Consider the following 20,270-nt stretch of genomic DNA (forward strand, 5'->3'; position numbering starts at 1 on the left):
GTGCGGATGCACGCCAATGACTCAATGAAGCGAAGATGGACAGGGCTACGGCATCGGATGCTTGAGCGGCAAGCACCTGGGCGCGGTCCATGGACGGTGGTGCATACATAAGAGTGCAACCGGCTAAAGAAGGCACGTAAAGCCGCCCTGCCCCAGGCATTGTCTATGCTCTAGAGAACGCTGCACCTGACGAGGTTCTCATGAGCAATCCAATCGACAACAAACCACCGACCTTCTGGCAAATGCTCCACAGTGTCATGGCCGCCGCCTTCGGCGTGCAAAGCGGCAAGAACCGCGCCCGCGACTTTACCCATGGCAAACCCAGCCATTTTGTGGTGCTGGGCATCCTGTTCACCGTGGTATTTGCCTTGACGCTGTTCGGCATCGTCAAGCTGGTGCTGCACCTGGCCGGCGTTTAGCGCAGCAGCAGTTGCAGGCTGAACGCTCGTTCACCAGCACCAGGCAGTCGGGCCGCTCTCTGCCTTACAACGCTTCGCGAGCCTGTGCCAACGTTTTAAAGGCCTCGCGCTCGGAATAACGCACGCGCAAATCCAGGCCGAGGTCCTTGGCAGCGGCCTGCATGAATTGCGCATAGCTGACCCAGAAGGTTTCGGTAGAAGTGCCTGGGTTGAGAAACACCACCGACGCGGCCTGGGCCATCGCCCCGTGCGCCGATATTGCCAGCCACACACACGCAATCAAAACCTTCAACATGGTTGCTCGAACCTGGAAAACGGATCGTCATGATAGTGGCAATCCGACAGCCAATCGAGGCCCAATCAACCCTCTTTATTACTGGTGGCTGACCCAGAACACGGCGGTCCCGACCACCAGAATGATCAGGAACAGAATGGCCCAGGCATCCACGGTACTGTCAGGTTTACGGGCTTTGGTGGAATTGCTCATTGCATCGCCTCTTGTCGGTTTTATAGGTGACGGCACTAAGACTCGACCACAGTAAAGATCATGATTGCCCGCATGACAAATGTGGGTATGGCGATAACAGTTCTCATTAGTCATTTTGGTTATTTACATATACCCAAACATCACTTTTGCGCATATACGCAAACTGGTATCGTGCGCCGGCTCCGTTGTGAGTGCGCGGCCGTGCGCGCAGATTTGCCGAGAACAGGACCTATATGTACGTATACGACGAATACGATCAGCGCATCATCGAGGACCGCGTCAAGCAGTTCCGTGATCAGACCCGACGCTACTTAGCAGGTGAACTGAGCGAAGAAGAGTTCCGCCCTCTGCGCCTGCAAAATGGCCTTTATGTGCAGCGCTTTGCGCCGATGCTGCGGGTCGCCGTGCCCTATGGCCAACTGACTTCGCGCCAGGCGCGGATGATGGCCAAGATCGCCCGCGACTTCGACAAAGGCTACGCCCACATCAGCACCCGCCAGAACGTGCAGTTCAACTGGCCGGCCCTGGAAGATGTGCCGGACATCCTGGCTGAACTGGCCACCGTGCAGATGCACGCCATTCAGACCAGCGGTAACTGCCTGCGCAACGTGACCACCGACCAGTTTGCCGGCGTCGCTGCCGACGAATTGATCGACCCACGGCCCTGGTGTGAAATCGTGCGCCAGTGGACCACCTTCCACCCGGAATTCGCCTACCTGCCGCGCAAGTTCAAGATCGCCATCAACGGCTCGACCTCCGACCGTGCGGCCATCGAAGTGCACGATATCGGCCTGGAGCCGGTGCACAACGCAGCCGGCGAGCTGGGTTTCCGCGTGCTGGTGGGTGGCGGCCTCGGACGTACCCCGGTGGTCGGCGCGTTTATCAACGAGTTCCTGCCGTGGCAGGACCTGTTGAGCTACCTCGATGCGATTTTGCGGGTCTACAACCGCTATGGTCGTCGCGACAACAAATACAAGGCCCGGATCAAGATCCTGGTCAAGGCACTGACCCCTGAGGTGTTCGCCCAGAAAGTCGACGCCGAGATGGAACACCTGCGCGGCGGCCAGACCACCCTGACCGAAGCCGAAGTACACCGCGTGGCCAAGCACTTCGTCGACCCTGAGTACAAGGCCCTGGCCAACCAGGACGCCGAGCTGGCCGCCCTCGACCAGCAGCACCCAGGCTTCGCCCGCTGGCGCACGCGCAATACCCTGGCGCACAAGAAGCCGGGCTATGTGGCCGTGACCCTGTCACTCAAGCCCACCGGCGTTGCCCCTGGCGATATCACCGACAAGCAGCTGGACGCCGTTGCCGACCTGGCCGAGCGCTACAGCTTCGGCCAGCTGCGCACTTCCCACGAGCAGAACATCATCCTGGCGGACGTTGAGCAGAGCCAACTATTTACCCTGTGGGGCGAGTTGCGCGAAGGCGGTTTCGCCACACCGAATATTGGTCTGTTGACCGATATCATCTGCTGCCCGGGCGGCGACTTCTGCTCCCTGGCCAACGCCAAGTCGATCCCGATTGCCGAATCGATCCAGCGCCGTTTCGACGACCTGGACTACCTGTTCGACATCGGCGAGCTGGACCTGAACATTTCCGGTTGCATGAACGCCTGTGGTCACCACCACGTCGGCCACATCGGCATCCTGGGCGTGGACAAGAAAGGCGAGGAATTCTACCAAGTGTCCCTGGGTGGCAGCGCCAGCCGTGATGCGAGCCTGGGCAAGATCCTCGGCCCATCCTTCGCCCAGGAAGCCATGCCCGAGGTGATCGGCAAGCTGATCGACGTGTACATCGAACAGCGCACCGAAGATGAACGTTTCATCGACACCTACCAGCGCATCGGCATCGACCTGTTCAAGGAGCGCGTCTATGCAGCGAATCATTAAGAACAACGAAGTCGTCGACGAAACCTGGCACCTGCTGCCCAAGGACGCGAGCTTCGACGGCATCTCCAACTGCGACGACCTGATCGTGCCGTTGGCCCTGTGGCGCGAACACGGCCACGCCCTCAAGGCCCGCGACGGCGGCCTGGGCGTGTGGCTGGACGCCGATGAAGAAGCCGAGGAAATCGGTGACGATGTGGAACACTTCCAGGTCATCGCCCTGAACTTCCCGGCCTTCACCGACGGGCGCAACTACTCCAACGCCCGCCTGCTGCGTGACCGTTATGGCTACAAGGGTGAATTGCGCGCGATTGGCGACGTGTTACGTGACCAGCTGTTCTACCTGCGCCGTTGCGGGTTCGATGCCTTCGCCTTGCGCGCCGACAAAGACCCGTATGAAGCACTGGAAAGTCTCAAGGACTTTTCGGTGACCTATCAGGCCGCCACCGACGAGCCGTTGCCACTGTTCCGTCGACGCTGAGTATCAAAATGTGGGAGGGGGCTCGCCCCCGATGACGGAGTGCCAGTCAACAGATTCGTTGGCTGATCCACCGCTATCGGGGGCAAGCCCCCTCCGACATTTGGTACTGCTCGGCTCTGCAAATTTGGGTGGGCAGACCAAGGCCAACGTCGCCCCGTGCATGGCGTTGGTACGCGACCAGTGGTTCATCCCCCGGCGCACTCGCCAATACCGCTTGGCCATGAAGCAATCTTCACACTATAAGGTGAGCATTCGCCGTAATCGAACTGTCCTCTACTGATCAGCAGCTTTTCAACTCACTGACGATTGGAGTTCTTCATGGCGAAAATCAACCTGGCCCAGCAGTTGGCGACCACCCTTGAACAGGCGGGCATCAAGCGCATCTGGGGCCTGACCGGCGACAGCCTCAATGGCTTGACCGACGCGCTGCGCAGCATGGACAGCATCGAGTGGATGCACGTGCGCCACGAAGAAGTCGCGGCCTTTGCCGCTGGCGCCGAAGCCGCTGCTACCGGTGAGTTGACCGTGTGTGCCGGCAGTTGCGGGCCGGGCAACCTGCATTTGATCAATGGCCTGTTCGACTGCCATCGCAACCATGTGCCGGTGCTGGCGATTGCGGCGCAAATTCCGTCGTCGGAGATCGGCCTGAATTATTTCCAGGAAACCCATCCCCAGGAATTGTTCAAGGAGTGCAGCCACTTTATCGAGCTGGTCAGCAACCCCGAACAGATGCCCCAGGTGCTGCACCGTGCCATGCGCTCGGCGATCCTCAATCGCGGCGTGGCGGTGGTGGTGATTCCGGGGGATGTGTCGCTGCTGGAAGTCGAAGACACGCTCAAGCCCTGGCCGGCCCTGCATGCGCCGCGCACCTTGCCGGCGCAGCAGGACCTGCAACGCCTCAGCGAGATCTTGCAGGACAGCGAGAAAGTCACCCTGCTGTGCGGCAGCGGCTGTGCCGGCGCCCACGATCAAGTGGTGGCCTTGGCCGATGCCCTCGGCGCGCCGGTGGTGCACGCGCTGCGCGGCAAGGAGCATGTGGAATGGGATAACCCGTTCGACGTCGGCATGACCGGCCTGATCGGTTTCAGCTCCGGTTACCATGCGATGCTCGACTGCGACACCTTGATCATGCTCGGCACTGACTTCCCCTATCGCCAGTTCTACCCGACCGACGCCAAGATCATCCAGGTCGACCGCGATCCGCAGGCCCTCGGTCGCCGCGCGACGTTGGACCTGGGCATCGCCGCCGATGTCAGTGAAACCATCGACGCCCTGCTGCCACGCCTGACCCGCAAGACTGATCGCAGCTTCCTCGAAACCTCGCTGAAGCACTACGAAAAAGCCCGCCAAGGCCTGGATGACCTGGCACAACCGTCCAAAGCCAACCGGCCGATTCATCCCCAATACGTAGCGCGCTTGCTCAGCGAACTGGCCGACGATGACGCGATCTTCACCGCCGACGTCGGCTCACCTACAGTATGGGCTGCGCGCTATGTGAAGATGAACGGCAAGCGCCGGCTGATCGGCTCGTTCAACCATGGCTCGATGGCCAATGCCATGCCCCAGGCCATCGGCGCCCAGGCGGCATTTCCCGCGCGCCAGGTGATCTCCATGTCCGGCGATGGGGGCTTCACCATGCTGATGGGGGATTTCATTTCACTGGCGCAATTGAAACTGCCGGTGAAACTCATCGTGTTCAACAACTCGTCCCTGGGGTTCGTTGCCATGGAGATGAAAGCCGCGGGCTACCTGGACACCGGCACCGAGCTGAAAAACCCCGACTTCGCCGCCATGTCCAATGCCATGGGCATCCTGGGTATTCGCGTTGAGCAGTCCGAAGACCTCGAACCGGCCTTGCGCCGCGCCCTGGCCCATGACGGCCCGGTACTTGTGGACGTAGTCACCGCCACTCAAGAGTTGGTGATGCCGCCGAGTATCAAGCTGGAGCAGGCCAAGGGGTTCAGCCTGTATATGCTCAAGGCGGTGATGAGCGGGCGTGGGGATGAGGTGATTGAACTGGCGCGGACTAACTGGCTGCGATAAGACAAAATGTGGGAGGGGGCTTGCCCCGATAGGAGTGCGTCAGCTAAACATTGGCTGACTGATACACCGCAATCGGGGGCAAGCCCCCTCCCACACTTGAACTCATTGCCAGATCAAGCCTTCTGTTTTTCCACCCACTTGCCGTAGGCATCGATAAAGGCCTGCAGGAACGGCTTGGACCTTTCCGACACTTTGCCCGCCTCATCGAACACGCTGCCCGCTCCGCCCAGGTAGGCTTCCGGCTGCTGCATGCACCACACATCCAGGAACACCAGCGACTGGCGCAAGTGGTGGTTGGCACCGAAACCGCCCATGGCACCCGGCGACACACTGATGATGGCTCCCGGCTTGCCGCCCCAGACACTTTGCCCATATGGACGCGAACCCACGTCAATGGCGTTCTTCAAAGGAGCGGGTACGGAGCGGTTGTATTCGGGGGTCACGAACAGCACTGCGTCGGATGAACTCACCTGTTTGCGGAAAGTACTGTAGGCTGCGGGCGGTGTTGCTCCCTCGAGGTCTTCGTTGTAGAGCGGCAAATCGCCGATTTCGACAATGTTCAACTTGAGATTGGCGGGGGCCAGCTCGGCCAGGGCCAGGGCGACCTTGCGGTTGATCGACTCTTTTCTCAAGCTGCCCACCAGGACGGCGATCGTGTAGACCTTGCTCATTGAGGTTTTCCCGACTTCTGAATAAAGGAGCTGGTAGTTATAGAGGCTTCGCGGCGTGTTCACCAGAGATTCCCGGTGATTTTCCCGGCGTTTTCTTTGCAATCAATTGCGTAGGAAGCGTCTGAAAACATCAGCGAATAGTATTTTTTTCTTATAGGTAAACTACCCCGCTCCCTGACGGTCTACAGAACCGCAAATCGAGTGTTTATCTCCAGAGGTTCTAAACAGATGGCAGCAGTACTAGTCGGACAGTTCCATGCCAGAGACGCGGAAGGTCGCGTGTATTCGGTGCATGAGTTCCAGGAATCCAACCCGGCGCAAGGCGACCTGGCTGGCTCGACGCCCTCCACTACCTACAAGCTGGCCATTGGCGACCGTGTAGAAAAACTGGAAGGCGATGAATTCAAGTTGATCCAGTCGGGGACCATTATCGTCCGCGAATCGCAAACCACCCTCGCCTCATAAGATCCCGCCTTATCCACCCGCCCAGTCCCAGCGCGTGCTGGCGGCAACTGGGCCGGAGGATCAGGGTTTGCGGATATCTGTCACTTCAATTCCCTGCTCGCCTTGCTTGAGCGTCACCACGAGTCGCCCTCGCTCCCCCTCGACGGCGTACATGGAGCGCTTGTAGCCCGACACGTTATAGGCGGGATATGCCTCCACCTGCCGAATCAAGGTAATGCCCAGCACCGCGCCCACCTGTTCACCCACCTGTTCCTGTGAACGGATAAAGGTTTCCAGTGCGAGGTTTTCCGGCGTGGGTTCAGCGTGATCATTGAAGAGGTAAGCCGCCACGCATCCCAGGGTCACCAGGACCAGGAGTTGCTTGGCCGTCACCCCGAAGAATGTCGAGGGTAGAGGCATTTTGAGACCAGACCTGTTTTTGTTTTAAGTACCGGAACGCCGGCATTGGTCGTTACTGATCAGATGCGCCATTCTAGTGAGGTCATGACCGAATGCCATAGGCCAGGGCGACCCGTGCAGTCTTTTTTGCGCACAAAGCCTTGCACCATTGAATCCCCATCGCGCTGCACATAGACTCCGGCCATGCGTTTACGTCATATCGAAGTGATTCAGGCCATCTTGCAGACCGGGCACCTCGGCACGGCCGCCGAGTGGCTGCAACTCCCCGTGGGCGAGGTAGACGCCACTCTCAAGGATGCCGAGTTGCAATTGGGGTTCATGTTGTTCGCCAGTGTACGCGGCCGCCTGCAAGCGACGCGCGAGACCCTGGAGTTGCAAGCGCATATTGGCCCGCTGTACGAAGCGCTCGAACCGCTACAACGCCTGGCCAGCCGTTTGAAACACCATCACGCCCCGACACTGCGCGCCCTGTGCACCCCGCCCCTGGCCAACCAACTGTTGCCGCAAAGCATTGCCATGCTGCGCCGACGCTTCCAGGACACCCCGTGCAATCTGTCGAGCCAGCCGACCCGGGAGATCGTCAGGAGCCTGCTGCTGCACGAAGCCGATGTGGGCCTGAGCCTGCATGATCCGGAACATGCACAAATCCAAAGCACCGTACTGGCCCAGGGCAAATTGCAACTACTCGCGCCCCATGGGTGGCTCAAACCAAAGCAAAAGTACATTGCATTGCAGGACCTGGCCGGGCAGTCGCTGATCGGGCTTGAGGGGCATGACCCCCTCAGTCGCCTGCTGGACGCCAAGCTGCAAGCCCTGCGCCCACTGCCGGTGGTGCAGACGCGGGTGCAAACCTACCAGATGATGCGCAGCATGGTGGAAGCCGGGGAAGGCTTGGCGATTGTCGACCCCTTCACCGCCTTCGGCGCGCGAGAGGTCGGGCTGGATGCGTGCCCGGTGTCGCCGCCGATCATGGTTAGCCTGTATGCATTGACGCTGAAAGACCATGCGACTTTACCGGCGTTGAATGCCTTGCTGGAGATTGTCACCCAGAAGGCCGAAAGTCTCCTGGGCGGCGACACAAAATCCACAGCCTAAGCGTCAGATCGATTCCACTTCCGTCTTGAACAACCGATACCAGAAGATCGCCACTTCACGGGTTTGCGGATCAATCCCGCGATAACGCAATTGATCAATCCCGCCCATCACGTACCCACAGCGCTCATACAGGCGGCAGGCCCCAAGATTATTGTTCTGGGTTTCCAGCATCATGCCCGGCAGGTTTTTCTTGCGAGCCCAGAACTGCGCCACATCCAGCAACGCCTTGGCCACACCATGGCGTCGCGCAGGCAACACCACGGCCAACTCATCGACGTGGGCAAAACCGTTCCAGTTGGTGCTGACCACTACATGCCCCACCGCACGGTCATCCAGGTAGGCCATGAAGATCGCGCTGTCGGTGGCGTCGCGAAAGCTGGCGAACTCTTCCGGGTCAATGCCGTAGCACTTGCGGTACGGCAGAACGCGCTCCACAGGCCACTGATCGACACGCAGGCCCATCTGCGGCACAGCATAGGCGCTGACCTCGAAGCTGAAGTCATTGCCCCATACATAGGGGTCGAACCCTTCATCGGCGACCCGCACACTGAGCCCTGGATACTTCGGGTTCATTACTGCTTGCATAAACATCCTTAGCCCTTGATGCAATCGACGGTGTAACAACGGCCACTGCCGTCATCTTCATGTTGCAGCCCATGAACATCCGCGACAAAACCAGGGAAGCTGCTATCGAACGTACGGGCAAACGCCAGGTAGTCGATGATTGAACGGGTTGACTCGGTAAAGCGTTCACCGGGCATGATCAACGGAATACCGGGCGGGTAAGGCACCAGCATCACGGCCGCGACACGCCCAGGCAAGGCATCGATAGGGACTGCCTCCACCTCGCCCCTCACCAACTGGTCGTAGGCATCGGCGGGCTTCATCGCGATTTCCGGCAACACCGTATACATGCGTTTGAGATGCTTGGCCGTAGCGTTGCTACGGTAACAGCTGTGCAACTGGTCGCAAAGGTCGCGCAGCCCCATCCCCTGATAACGCGCGGGGCCTTGGGCATACACCGACGGCAGACAACTGACCAAGCTGGCATTGGCGTCATAGCTGCGCTTGAACTCCAGCAACTCGGTGAGCAAGGTACTCCATTTGCCTTTGGTGATGCCCATTGAAAACAACACCAGGAACGAATACAACCCGGTTTTTTCCACCACCAGGCCACGCTCCCAGAGGAACTTGCTGACCACCGCGGCGGGAATTCCGCAGTCGCTCAGGGCGCCACCGGCGTTGAGGCCGGGCATCACCAGCGTCACTTTGATTGGGTCGAGCAATACGTAGTCTTCGGCAACGTCGCCAAAACCATGCCACTCATCCTGAGGGTGCAACAACCAATCCGCGGTGACGACCCGGTCGATACCGGCGACCGAGGTTGGCTGCCAGATGGAAAACCACCAGTCTTCGGCAGCGATATGCAGGCGCAGGTTGGCCAGCGCACGCCGAAAACTCAGGGCCTCGTCAAACATTTCCTGTAGCAGCGAGCGCCCGGCCGGGCCTTCCATCATTGCAGAGGCCACGTCCAGCGAGGCGATGATGCTGTATTGGGGCGAGGTCGAGATATGCATCATGAAAGCTTCGTTGAACCGATCACGGTCCAGTTGCCGTGCGCCGCCGTCCTGCACATGGATCATCGATGCCTGGCTGAACGCCGCCAGCAACTTGTGCGTGCTGTGGGTGGTGAAGACCAAGGGGCTATCCGGGGTGCGCGAGGTGCCCATGCCATAGCGCCCGGCGAAGAACTCGTGGAACGCGGCGTAGGCGTACCAGGCTTCGTCAAAGTGCAGCACCTCGACACTGTTGCCCAGTTGCTGCTTGATCAATTCGGCGTTGTAGCACAGGCCGTCGTAGGTGGAGTTGGTCACCACCGCCAGCTTCACTTTCGCAGGCCGGCCACGGGTCAGGGGGCTGGCGTCGATCTTGGCGCGAATCGACTCAGGGCTGAATTCGCTCAGGGGAATCGGGCCGATGATTCCCAGTTCGTTGCGCTCAGGGCACAGGTACAGTGGGATCGCGCCGGTCATGATGATCGAGTGCAACACCGATTTGTGGCAATTGCGATCCACCAGCACCAGGTCGTCGCGGCCGACCATGGAATGCCAGACGATCTTGTTGGCAGTGGACGTGCCGTTGATCACAAAGAACGTATGGTCAGCGCCAAAGTTGCGAGCGGCGCGGGCTTCGGCTTCGGCCAAGGGCCCGGTGTGATCAAGCAGCGAGCCCAGCTCGGGAACTGAAACAGACAAGTCCGAACGCAGGGTATTTTCCCCGAAGAACTGATGAAACGCCTGCCCCACCGGGCTTTTGCGATAGGCCACGCCACCGCCATGGCCGGGGGTATGCCAGGAGTAATTGGAGTCGGCGGTGTGTTGCACCAGGGCCTTGAAGAATGGCGGCAGCAGGCCATCGAGGTAGGAACGCGCAGCGCGGGCGACCTGGCGTGCGAGAAACGGCACGGTGTCTTCGAACAGATAGAGAATCCCGCGCAGTTGGTTGAGTTCACTCATGGCATCGGCGGGGGCGTTTTCCAGGGTGACCTGTTCGCCCAGGGCAAAGATCGGCAGGTTGGGCGCCCTCACCCGCGCCAGGCGGATCAGCTCGACCATGTTTTGCAGCAGATGGGTATTTTCTCCGGCGCCTTCCGCTGCGATCAGCATGCACGCCAAACCGTGATGAGTAGAGGCCACCAGCCGACCTTCGGCGTAGTCCACGGCAGAAAAGATACTGAAGCCCTCTTGTTCCAACTCCCTGGCAATGCCTCGAACCCGGTCGCCGGCGACGGTGTCGGCCTTGATGTCACGGTGCACGATCAGAACGGGGAACTTCAGGTCTTTGTACATGAGCGCTCTTACTCCGGAGGCTTTGCACTCAAGGGTAGAAGCTGGGAGCGAATGTGGCGAATGAAGATTTCAAAGACGATGGGGGTCAACTGTGGGAGGGGGCTTGCCCTCCACATTTTTACTGCATTGAGTCCGGGTTATTGTTGGGTCAACTGGGTCCATAACGCCGGCGCACCCGCCGACTTGGCAATCGCTTCCAACCGCGCCGCATGCTCGGCCAAATCCTGCTCGCTGGCCCGGATAACCGGCGTAGGCCTGCGATCAGCCGGCAGACGGCGGATTTCCGAAGGGCGGTTGCCGGAGCCTTCCGCCGATCCGGCGCCGTCTGAGGCATTACCGGCCAGGGACAGGCTGGTCTGCCCGCCGGTCATGGTCAGATAGACATCGGCCAGGATCTCGGAGTCGAGCAAGGCGCCGTGCAGTTCACGGCCAGAGTTATCGACGCCATAACGCTTGCACAGGGCATCGAGGCTGTTGCGTTGGCCCGGGTGACGCTCGCGGGCCATCATCAGGGTATCGAGGATCGTGCAGTGCTGGGAGATGTCCGCACGGTCCATCTGCCCCATCAGGGCAAATTCGTTGTTGATAAAGCCGATGTCGAACGCCGCGTTATGGATGATCAGCTGGGCGCCGTTGATAAACTCGAAGAACTCATCGGCCACTTCGGCAAAACGCGGCTTGCCCTTGAGGAATTCGTCGGTGATGCCGTGGACGCCAATCGCGCCTTCGTCACTGTCGCGGTCCGGTTGCAGGTAGACGTGGAAGTGGCGGCCGGTCAGGCGGCGGCCCATCAGTTCGACACAGCCGATTTCGATGATCCGGTGACCATCGGTCACCGGCATGCCGGTGGTTTCGGTATCGAGTACAACAGATCGGATGGCCATCAGGGTTCAGCTCTCAACGGTGTGGTGTGAATCAAAGGGCGCGATGTTAACACGTGGGCCGGCGTCAGCTCTGCTTGTAGCCGCGTACTTCGTCCACCCCACGGTTGGCCAACTGGTCGGCGCGCTCGTTGCCAGGGTGGCCGATGTGCCCACGCACCCATTTCCAGGTGATGTCGTGACGGTTGCATTGCTCGTCGAGCAATTGCCACAGGTCGGCGTTCTTGACCGGCTCCTTGGCCGCGGTCTTCCAGCCGCGTTTTTTCCAGTTGACCATCCACTCATTGATGCCCTTCATCACATATTGCGAGTCGGTCACCAGCAGAACGTTGCAGCGACGCTTGAGCTCTTCCAGGCCGCGAATGGCGCCCATCAGTTCCATGCGGTTATTGGTGGTGTTGGCTTCACCGCCCCACAGTTCCTTCTCCACGCCCTTGCACACCAGCAGGGCACCCCAGCCGCCCGGGCCGGGGTTGCCCTTGCAGGCGCCGTCGGTGAAGAGTTCTACGCTATCGGTCATCGGTTGCATCCATCAAGACGGGCTGGCGGTCATTGACCGACAGTATCCCGAGGCCGGGCAGCCCGGCCTGAAATCAATAAAGAGGTTAGGGTTCGCTTCGCTCGCGGTTGACCTTGGCCATCGGCATCGGCACCAGCTTGCCCATGGGTTGGCGCAGCACCTGGCGCACCGGCCGCAGCCCTACCACGATCTTGCGCGCCACCAATAAATAGAAGCCGCCACCCGAGAGTTGCCAGGCCCCCGCCCGGCGCTCCCAACCGGCCAGGCGACCCTGCCACTTGGCCGTCGCCAGCGGCGGACGATAGCACCCGAAGCGACGTTTCTCCAGCGCGAAGCCCAGCAGATTCAGCCAGTCGCCCACCCGCGACGGCGAGATGCAGCGCGCCTGGCGCAGGCCGTCATGGGCGAATACACGGCGCAAACCCCAACTGCTCCAGGGGTTGATACCGACAATCAGCAAGTGGCCACCAGGGCGCACGCTGCTCGCGGCTTCGCGCAGCAGGCCATGGGGCGACAGGCAGAAATCCAGCCCATGCTGCAACACCACCACGTCGGCGGCGTGTTCGCTCAAGGGCCAGGCCTGTTCCTCACAGACGATTTCCACCCCCGGCAGCGGCGCGCCCAAGCGCACATTGCGTTGCACCTGGGGTGCCGACGGCGGGGTTTCGGCCGACGGTCCGTAATGCACCAGGTAGCCACCGAAGAACCGGCCCAGCTCGTCATCGAGCATGCGTCGTTCTTCATCCAGCAGAAATTGCCCAATCGGCCCGGACAACCATTCACGGGCCGCACTGATCAGGGCCAGCCACTCAGGATCGGCCTGGGCGAACGCTTTATCGGTCATTGCATTCTCCAACTCGCCTAGACGTTCTAAGATGCACCAATGTGTTCAGCTTGGCGAATCGAAGAATGATACAGATCAGTGCCCTACCCGCCTTCACCGACAACTACATCTGGTTGTTGCAAGACCCCGCCACCCGGCGCTGCGTCGTGGTCGACCCCGGCGATGCCGCGCCAGTGCTGGCCTGGCTCCAGCAGAACGCCGAGTGGACCCTCAGCGACATCCTGGTCACCCACCATCACCATGATCACGTGGGCGGTGTCGAGCAACTGAAACAGGTGACCGGCGCCAAGGTCCAAGGCCCGGCCAACGAAAAGATCCCGGCGCGGGACGTGGCGCTGCAGGACAATGACCGTATCAACGTGCTGGGCTGGGACTTCGACGTCTACGCCGTGCCAGGGCATACCCTGGGCCATATCGCCTTTTATCACGAAGGGGTGCTGTTGTGTGGCGATACCTTGTTCGCCGCCGGTTGCGGGCGACTGTTCGAGGGCACGCCGGAGCAGATGCATGCCTCCCTGGAACGCCTGGCCGCCCTGCCCGCCGATACGCTGGTGTACTGCACCCATGAATACACACAAAGTAATCTCAAGTTTGCCCAGGCCGTGGAACCGCACAACGCCGACATCGCCGAACGGCTGGAAAACGTTGCCCAACTACGGGCTCGCGGCGAGATGACGCTGCCTTCCAATTTGGCCCTGGAAAAACGTACCAACCCGTTCCTGCGTACCGCTGAAACATCCGTTAAACAAAAAGCGGACGAACGGAATGGCCGCGACAACCGCTCTGGGGCCGAGGTGTTTGCTAGCTTGAGGGCTTGGAAAGATAAGTTCTAAGAGGACGTATTCTGATACGTAATTTCTGAATGGTTGACCGGAACCGAAGCGCTTTCTAGAATCGCCCGACATTTTTGCCCGGAACTTACTTCCAGCCAATGTCGTCATCTATTCGTAAATCCATTTCTTCAGACGCATTGACCCGCCTGGCTCAAGCCGTGGCGGTGGCTGTGTCCGCGACTCTGGCGGGCTGCCAATCGACCCATTACGCTGCACAATCCACCGTGCAACCCAAACCCAATCTTGCTGCCAAGATCAAGCAAAAACCTATTTGGCTATCAGAGAAGCCTAGCCCCGAAGTGCCCCAGGATGTCTGGGAACGCATGCGTCGGGGCTTTCAATTGCAGGACGGCGTCGGCGTCAACCCGCGCATCGAGCAACAGCGCCTGTGGTTCGCCAGCAACCCGTCCTTCCTCGAGAACGCCGGCGAACGCGGCAGCCTCTACATTCATTACATCGTCGAACGCCTTGAAGAACGCAACATGCCCCTGGAGCTGGCGCTGCTGCCAGTGATTGAAAGTGCCTACAACCCAATGGCCTATTCGCGCAGCGATGCAGTCGGCTTGTGGCAGTTCATTCCCTCCACCGGGCGCTACTTCAACCTGCGCCAGACCCGTGCCTACGACGGCCGTCGCGACATTACCGCCTCCACCACCGCCGCCCTGGACTACCTGACGCGTCTGCATGACATGTTCAACGGCGACTGGCTGCTGGCCCTGGCGGCCTATAACGCCGGTGAGGGCACGGTCAGCCGGGCCATCGAGCGCAACGAAAAGCTCGGCCTGCCCACCGACTACTGGAACCTGCCCCTGCCCCAGGAAACCAAGGACTACGTGCCCAAATTCCTGGCCCTGTCCCAAGTGGTACTGGCGCCCGAGGCCTACGGTGTCAACCTGAACCCGATTGCCAATACGCCATACTTCGAAGTAGTCGAAGTCAAGCAGAGCATGGACCTGTCAAGGGTTGCGGCGCTGGCCGAGATCGACGAAGACGAACTGTTCCAACTCAACCCGGCCTTGAAGCAGCGCACTACCCTGGACGGCCCCCAGCATTTGCTGGTGCCCACTTCCAAGGCCCAGTTGCTGACCAGCACCCTTTCGACGATGAAGCCCGAAGAATTGCTGAGCATGCGCCCGAAAAAGCCGGTGTTCGACGAAGTCGAGACCAAGTCGGTGGCCGGGCGCACCCGCAACTACAAGGTGCGCAGTGGCGACAACCTCACCTTGATCGCCAAGGCCAACAAGGTCGACGTGCATGACCTGCAACGCTGGAACAAGCTCAACGGCCAGGCCCTCAAGGTCGGCCAGACCCTGGTGATGCAGGACACTCGTAAAGCCGCGGCGAAGAAACCGGTGCAGTACAAGGTCAAGAAAGGCGACTCGCTGTACATGGTCGCCAAGCGCTTCAACGTCGAGATGCAACATCTCAAGCGTTGGAACCCGCGCACCGGCCAGGCGTTGAAGCCCGGGCAGATGCTGGTGGTGTCCGGGCCAAGATAAAGCCCTCAAGAACACCGGTAGGCTAATGTGGGAGGGAGCAAGCCCCCTCCCACATTAGGCTCTGGGTGCTCTCAGCAGTCTTTTTCCAACCGGAACAAGCTGTTACTGTACCGATCATAAAGCCCAAGCCGCCTGGATCGGATCTCTGACTTGAAGCGTCCTCTCCTTCTACTAATAAGTCTGGCCTTGAGCTTTGCTGCGAACGCGACGATTACCGAGAGCCACGGTTACGCGCAGTTCGGCTCACTCAAGTACCCAGCCAAATTCACCCATTACGATTGGGTAAACCCTGCAGCGCCCAAAGGCGGAACACTGCGGATCATGGGGTTTGGCACCTTCGACACCCTCAACCCTTATACTTTCAAGGGTACCAGCCCGGTGGCCACCGGCAATTTCCTGCAATACGGCGTCAATGAGCTGAACGAACCCTTGATGGTCGGCACCGGCCAATACGCGCCATCCGGCGACGAGCCCACCTCCAGCTACGGCCTGATTGCGCAGTCAGTGGAATACAGCGAAGACCGCAGCTGGGTGGTCTTCAACTTGCGCCCCGAGGCGCGCTTTCACGATGGCAAGCCGATCACTGCCGATGACGTGGCATTTTCCTATCGTACCCTGCTGACCGAAGGCCACCCGCAATACCGCACCAACCTGCAGGAAGTGGCGCGGGTGGATATCCTTAACCGTCACCGCATCCGCTTTGTATTCAAGCGTGCCGGCAACCCATTGCTGATCCTGCGCCTGGGCGAACTGCCGGTGCTGCCCATGCACTACTGGAAGAACCGCGATTTCAAGGCCACCACCTTCGAGCCGCCGCTGGGCAGCGGGCCTTATCGCATCACCAAGGTCGCCCCTGGCCGGCAACTAGTGTTCGAGCGGGTCAAGGATTACTGGGGCAAGGACCTGCCGGTCAACCGCGGCTTCTATAACTACGATAAAGTCGACGTGGAGTTCTATCGCGACAGCGATGTGGCCTTTGAAGCCTTCAAGGCCGGCGAATTCGACATCTATATCGAACACCAGGCCAAAAACTGGGCCACGGGCTACAACTTCCCGGCGGTCAATCGCGGTGACGTGATCAAGGCGCAGATTGCCCACCAGATCCCCACCCAGAGCCAGGGCCTGTTCATGAACAGCCGGCGACCCGCGTTCAGCCAGGCCAAGGTGCGCGAAGCCCTGGGGTTGATGTTCGATTTCGAATGGACCAACCGCACCCTGTTCAGCAACGCCTATAAACGTTCGGTGAGCTATTACCCCAACAGCGAATTCTCGGCCAGCGGCCTGCCGACCGGGCATGAGTGGTTGATGCTTTCCCCTTATCGCGACCAATTGCCAGCCGCCCTCTTCACCCAACCCTTCAACCTGCCGCAAACCGACGGTCGCGGCATCCCCCGCGACACCCTGCGCCGCGCCCTGGCCTTGCTCGGCGACGCCGGCTGGAAGCTATCGGGACAAGGGCAGCGCCTGCTCAATAAGGACGGGCAACCGCTGCGCCTGGAGATCCTGCTGGTCAACCCTAACCTTGAGCGCATCCTGCAACCTTATGTCGAAAATCTGACCCGCATCGGCATCGACGCCCGCTTGCGCACGGTCGACCGTGCACAGTACAAACAGCGCCTCGATCAATTCGATTTCGACATGATTCTGATGACCCTCAACCAGACCTTAAGCCCCGGTCTTGAGCAGTGGCAGTACTTCCACTCCAGCCAGGCCGCGATCAAGGGCAGCAAAAATTACGCGGGTATCGCCAACCCGGTGGTCGATCACCTGCTGGACCAACTGCTGGCGGCGCAGACCCGCGAAGAACAACTGGCCGCCGGCCGTGCCCTGGACCGTGTGCTGCTGTGGCAGCACTACAGCATTCCCAACTGGTACCTCAACTATCATCGCCTGGCGTACCGCAACCGGTTCGCCTTCGTCACCACGCCGCCCTATAGCCTGGGCCTGAGCGCATGGTGGCTGAAAGCTTCGGAGAAAGCCCAATGATGTCTTTGCGTACTACCCTGCTCGCCAGCCTGTTGCTGTGCACCGCAGCGCAAGCCGCCCCGCAACATGCGCTGACCCTCTACAACGAGCCCCCCAAATACCCCGCCGACTTCAAGCATTTTGACTACGTGAACCCCGACGCCCCCAAGGGCGGCACCTTCCGTGAATCGGCCATGGGCGGTTTCGACAGCCTCAACCTCTACATCAGCAAGGGCGTGCCGGCGGATAACCTGCAGTTGATCTACGACACTCTGGCCGTGCAAAGCCTGGACGAGCCCATTACCGAATACGGCCTGGTGGCCGGCAAGATCGAAAAGGCCCCGGACAACAGCTGGGTGCGTTTCTACCTGCGCCCCGAAGCACGCTTCCACGATGGCCACCCGATCCGCGCCGAAGACGTGGTGTTCACCTTCCAGACCCTGATCAAGGACGGTAACCCGCTGTACCGCAACTACTACGCCGACGTCGATGAAGTGGTGGCCGAAGACCCGCTGCGGGTGCTGTTCAAGTTCAAGCGCACCAACAACCGTGAATTGCCGCTGATCCTCGGGCAGTTGCCGGTACTGCCCAAGCACTGGTGGGCGACTCGCGATTTCTCCAAGGGCAACCTGGAAATTCCCCTGGGCAGTGGCCCGTACAAGGTGGCGGAGGTCAAGCCAGGGCGCATGATTCGCTACGAGCGGGTCAAGGACTACTGGGCCAAGGACCTGCCGGTGACCAAGGGCTTCTATAATTTCGATACCCGCATCACCGATTACTACCGCGACAGCACCGTGTCCCTGGAAGCCTTGAAGGCCGGGCAGTTCGACTACTGGCTGGAATTCAGCGCAAAGAACTGGGCCAATGCCTATAACATTCCGGCAGTCACCCAGGGCCGCTTGATCAAGGAAGAAATTCCCAACGGCAACCCCACCGGCATGCAGGGCTTCGTGTTCAATACGCGCAAGCCGATGTTCCAGGACGTGCGCGTTCGCAAGGCCATCAGCCTGTTGCTGGATTTCGAATGGAGCAACAAGCAGCTGTTCAATGGCGCCTACACCCGTACCCGCAGTTACTTCGAAAACTCGGAAATGGCCGCCACCGGTTTACCCGGCCCGGATGAGTTGGCGATCCTTGAACCGTTGCGCGACAAGATCCCTGCCGAAGTCTTCACCCAGGCTTTCGAGCCGTCCAGAACCGATGGCAGCGGCATGATCCGCACCCAGCAGCGCGAGGCTTACCAACTGCTGCAAGAGGCCGGTTGGAAGATCGTCGACGACAAGATGGTCGACACCAGCGGCAAGCCGGTGACCATCGAGTTCCTGCTGGCCCAGACCGAGTTCGAACGCATCCTGCTGCCATTCAAGCGCAACCTGGCGGACCTGGGCATCGACCTGGTGATTCGTCGGGTGGATGTCTCCCAATTCGTCAACCGCCTGCGCTCGCGGGACTTCGACATGCTGGTGGGCAGCTTTCCGCAATCCACTTCGCCGGGTAACGAGCAACGCGAATTCTGGAAGTCCTCCAGCGCCGACAAGCCCGGCAGCCGCAACTACATGGGCCTCAAGGACCCCGCTGTCGACCAACTGGTGGAAGAGTTGATCGATGCCGGCTCGCGCCAAAGCCTGATAGCCCACGCCAGGGCGTTGGATCGCGTACTCCAGTTTGGTTACTACGTAATTCCCAACTGGCACATCAAGACCTTCCGCGTGGCGTACTGGGACCATTTGGGCCATCCGAAGGTCTCACCACGCTATGACGTGGGCACGGCCACCTGGTGGGCCAAACCCGACGTCAAGCCTGCGGTCTCCCTGGACCCCACGCAAAACGCCGATACGGCGAGCGGAGGCGATTGAATGCTAGCCTATATTGTTCGCCGCCTGTTGCTGATCATCCCCACACTGTTCGGGATCCTGCTGATCAACTTCGTCATCATCCAGGCCGCCCCCGGGGGCCCGGTGGAGCAGATGATCGCCAAGCTCGAAGGTTTTGACGGCGCCACCAGCCGCATCGCCGGCGGCGGTGCCGAAGTGGCGGTGGCCGGTTCCAGCTACCGTGGTGCCCAGGGCCTGGACCCGGCGCTGATCCAGGAAATCGAAAAGATGTACGGCTTCGACAAATCGGCGCCGGAACGTTTGTGGATCATGGTCAAGAACTACGCCCAGCTGGATTTCGGCGACAGCTTCTTTCGTGACGCCAAGGTCATCGACCTGATCAAGGAAAAGATGCCAGTGTCCATCTCCCTCGGGCTATGGAGCACCCTGATCATGTACCTGGTATCGATCCCCCTGGGGATCGCCAAGGCCACGCGTCACGGCAGTCACTTCGACGTATGGACCAGCTCGGCGATCATCGTCGGTTATGCGATCCCGGCGTTCCTGTTTGCGATCCTGCTGATCGTGGTGTTTGCCGGAGGCAGCTACCTGGACTGGTTCCCATTGCGCGGGCTGACCTCCAACAACTTCGACGAGTTGAGCTGGAGCGGCAAGATCCTCGATTACTTCTGGCACCTGGCCCTGCCCGTCACCGCACTGGTGATCGGCAACTTCGCAACCATGACCCTGCTGACCAAGAACAGCTTCCTCGACGAGATCAACAAACAGTACGTGGTCACTGCCAAGGCCAAGGGCCTGACCAACCACCGCGTGCTCTATGGTCACGTGTTCCGCAACGCGATGCTGCTGGTAATCGCCGGCTTCCCTTCGGCCTTCATCGGCATCTTCTTTACCGGCTCGTTGCTGGTGGAAGTGATCTTCTCACTCGACGGCCTGGGCCTGATGAGCTTTGAAGCGGCGATCAACCGCGATTACCCGGTAGTGTTCGGCACGCTGTTTATCTTCACCCTGCTGGGGCTGGTCGTGAAACTGATCGGTGACCTCACCTACACCCTGGTCGATCCGCGTATCGACTTCGCCAGCCGGGAGCATTGA

General features: G+C 60.1%; 18 protein-coding genes and 1 pseudogene. 11 read left to right on the forward strand and 8 right to left on the reverse strand.

Going from position 1 to position 20,270, the window contains the following annotated elements:
• Positions 1–200: 200 nt before the first annotated feature.
• Positions 201–419, forward strand: a complete 219-nt coding sequence (locus tag ASD70_RS11045; RefSeq protein WP_056846442.1) for a DUF2970 domain-containing protein — start codon at positions 201–203, stop codon at positions 417–419.
• 67 nt (positions 420–486) lie between these two features.
• On the opposite strand, the pseudogene ASD70_RS11050 reads toward ASD70_RS11045, so the two are convergent.
• Positions 487–714 (reverse strand): annotated as a pseudogene (locus ASD70_RS11050) (LacI family transcriptional regulator); the annotation flags it as partial.
• Positions 715–1,139: 425 nt separating this feature from the next.
• Here ASD70_RS11050 and ASD70_RS11055 point away from each other — a divergent pair.
• From ASD70_RS11055 to poxB, 3 genes are all read left to right on the forward strand, one after another.
• Entirely contained in the window at positions 1,140–2,798 is a 1,659-nt protein-coding gene (locus tag ASD70_RS11055; RefSeq protein ID WP_046072328.1) for a nitrite/sulfite reductase, read from the forward strand.
• Positions 2,782–3,276: a DUF934 domain-containing protein gene (locus tag ASD70_RS11060; protein WP_043050275.1), complete on the forward strand. Its 495-nt coding sequence runs from the start codon at positions 2,782–2,784 to the stop codon at positions 3,274–3,276. The genes ASD70_RS11055 and ASD70_RS11060 overlap by 17 nt, the downstream gene beginning before the upstream one ends.
• Positions 3,277–3,594: 318 nt before the next feature.
• On the forward strand, positions 3,595–5,319 hold the full coding sequence (poxB, locus tag ASD70_RS11065; RefSeq protein ID WP_046072327.1) for a ubiquinone-dependent pyruvate dehydrogenase: 1,725 nt from the start codon (positions 3,595–3,597) through the stop codon (positions 5,317–5,319).
• A 113-nt stretch (positions 5,320–5,432) separates the two neighbouring features.
• On the opposite strand, the gene ASD70_RS11070 is transcribed toward poxB, so the two are convergent.
• A complete protein-coding gene (locus ASD70_RS11070; RefSeq protein ID WP_046072326.1) occupies positions 5,433–5,990 on the reverse strand; it encodes an NADPH-dependent FMN reductase in 558 nt (185 codons plus the stop codon).
• Positions 5,991–6,218: 228 nt separating this feature from the next.
• On the opposite strand from ASD70_RS11070, the gene ASD70_RS11075 reads away from it, so the two are divergent.
• Entirely contained in the window at positions 6,219–6,455 is a 237-nt protein-coding gene (locus ASD70_RS11075) for a hypothetical protein (protein WP_046072325.1), read from the forward strand.
• A gap of 60 nt (positions 6,456–6,515) precedes the next feature.
• Here the strand turns inward: ASD70_RS11075 and ASD70_RS11080 are convergent, their stop codons facing one another.
• Positions 6,516–6,854 carry a hypothetical protein gene (locus ASD70_RS11080; protein WP_056846443.1) on the reverse strand — a complete coding sequence of 113 codons (339 nt, stop codon included), beginning with the start codon at positions 6,852–6,854 and terminating at the stop codon, positions 6,516–6,518.
• Between the two features lie 183 nt (positions 6,855–7,037).
• Here ASD70_RS11080 and ASD70_RS11085 point away from each other — a divergent pair, with 183 nt between their 5' ends.
• Positions 7,038–7,949, forward strand: a complete 912-nt coding sequence (locus tag ASD70_RS11085) for a LysR substrate-binding domain-containing protein (protein ID WP_046072323.1) — start codon at positions 7,038–7,040, stop codon at positions 7,947–7,949.
• Between the two features lie 3 nt (positions 7,950–7,952).
• On the opposite strand, the gene ASD70_RS11090 is transcribed toward ASD70_RS11085, so the two are convergent.
• From ASD70_RS11090 to ASD70_RS11110, 5 genes are all read right to left on the reverse strand, one after another.
• Entirely contained in the window at positions 7,953–8,522 is a 570-nt protein-coding gene (locus ASD70_RS11090; protein ID WP_046072322.1) for a GNAT family N-acetyltransferase, read from the reverse strand.
• A 20-nt stretch (positions 8,523–8,542) separates the two neighbouring features.
• Positions 8,543–10,798, reverse strand: a complete 2,256-nt coding sequence (locus tag ASD70_RS11095; RefSeq protein ID WP_046072321.1) for an Orn/Lys/Arg decarboxylase N-terminal domain-containing protein — start codon at positions 10,796–10,798, stop codon at positions 8,543–8,545.
• Positions 10,799–10,935: 137 nt separating this feature from the next.
• Positions 10,936–11,676, reverse strand: a complete 741-nt coding sequence (dnaQ, locus tag ASD70_RS11100; protein WP_173664510.1) for a DNA polymerase III subunit epsilon — start codon at positions 11,674–11,676, stop codon at positions 10,936–10,938.
• 70 nt (positions 11,677–11,746) lie between these two features.
• On the reverse strand, positions 11,747–12,199 hold the full coding sequence (gene rnhA, locus ASD70_RS11105; protein WP_003173571.1) for a ribonuclease HI: 453 nt from the start codon (positions 12,197–12,199) through the stop codon (positions 11,747–11,749).
• A gap of 85 nt (positions 12,200–12,284) precedes the next feature.
• Positions 12,285–13,043, reverse strand: a complete 759-nt coding sequence (locus ASD70_RS11110) for a class I SAM-dependent methyltransferase (RefSeq protein ID WP_046072319.1) — start codon at positions 13,041–13,043, stop codon at positions 12,285–12,287.
• 65 nt (positions 13,044–13,108) lie between these two features.
• Here ASD70_RS11110 and gloB point away from each other — a divergent pair, with 65 nt between their 5' ends.
• From gloB to ASD70_RS11135, 5 genes are all read left to right on the forward strand, one after another.
• Complete coding sequence (gene gloB, locus ASD70_RS11115; protein WP_046072318.1) at positions 13,109–13,876, forward strand: hydroxyacylglutathione hydrolase; 768 nt, start codon at positions 13,109–13,111, stop codon at positions 13,874–13,876.
• Positions 13,877–13,974: 98 nt separating this feature from the next.
• Positions 13,975–15,375, forward strand: coding sequence for a transglycosylase SLT domain-containing protein (locus tag ASD70_RS11120; RefSeq protein WP_046072317.1), 1,401 nt, complete (start codon positions 13,975–13,977; stop codon positions 15,373–15,375).
• Between the two features lie 150 nt (positions 15,376–15,525).
• On the forward strand, positions 15,526–17,361 hold the full coding sequence (locus tag ASD70_RS11125) for an extracellular solute-binding protein (protein WP_056846444.1): 1,836 nt from the start codon (positions 15,526–15,528) through the stop codon (positions 17,359–17,361).
• A complete protein-coding gene (locus ASD70_RS11130) occupies positions 17,358–19,196 on the forward strand; it encodes an extracellular solute-binding protein (RefSeq protein WP_046072315.1) in 1,839 nt (612 codons plus the stop codon). The genes ASD70_RS11125 and ASD70_RS11130 overlap by 4 nt, the downstream gene beginning before the upstream one ends.
• Positions 19,197–20,270, forward strand: coding sequence for a microcin C ABC transporter permease YejB (locus ASD70_RS11135; RefSeq protein ID WP_046072314.1), 1,074 nt, complete (start codon positions 19,197–19,199; stop codon positions 20,268–20,270). It begins immediately after the preceding gene.

The sequence above is a fragment of the Pseudomonas sp. Root569 genome, assembly GCF_001427465.1.
Classification (GTDB): Bacteria; Pseudomonadota; Gammaproteobacteria; order Pseudomonadales; family Pseudomonadaceae; genus Aquipseudomonas; species Aquipseudomonas synxantha.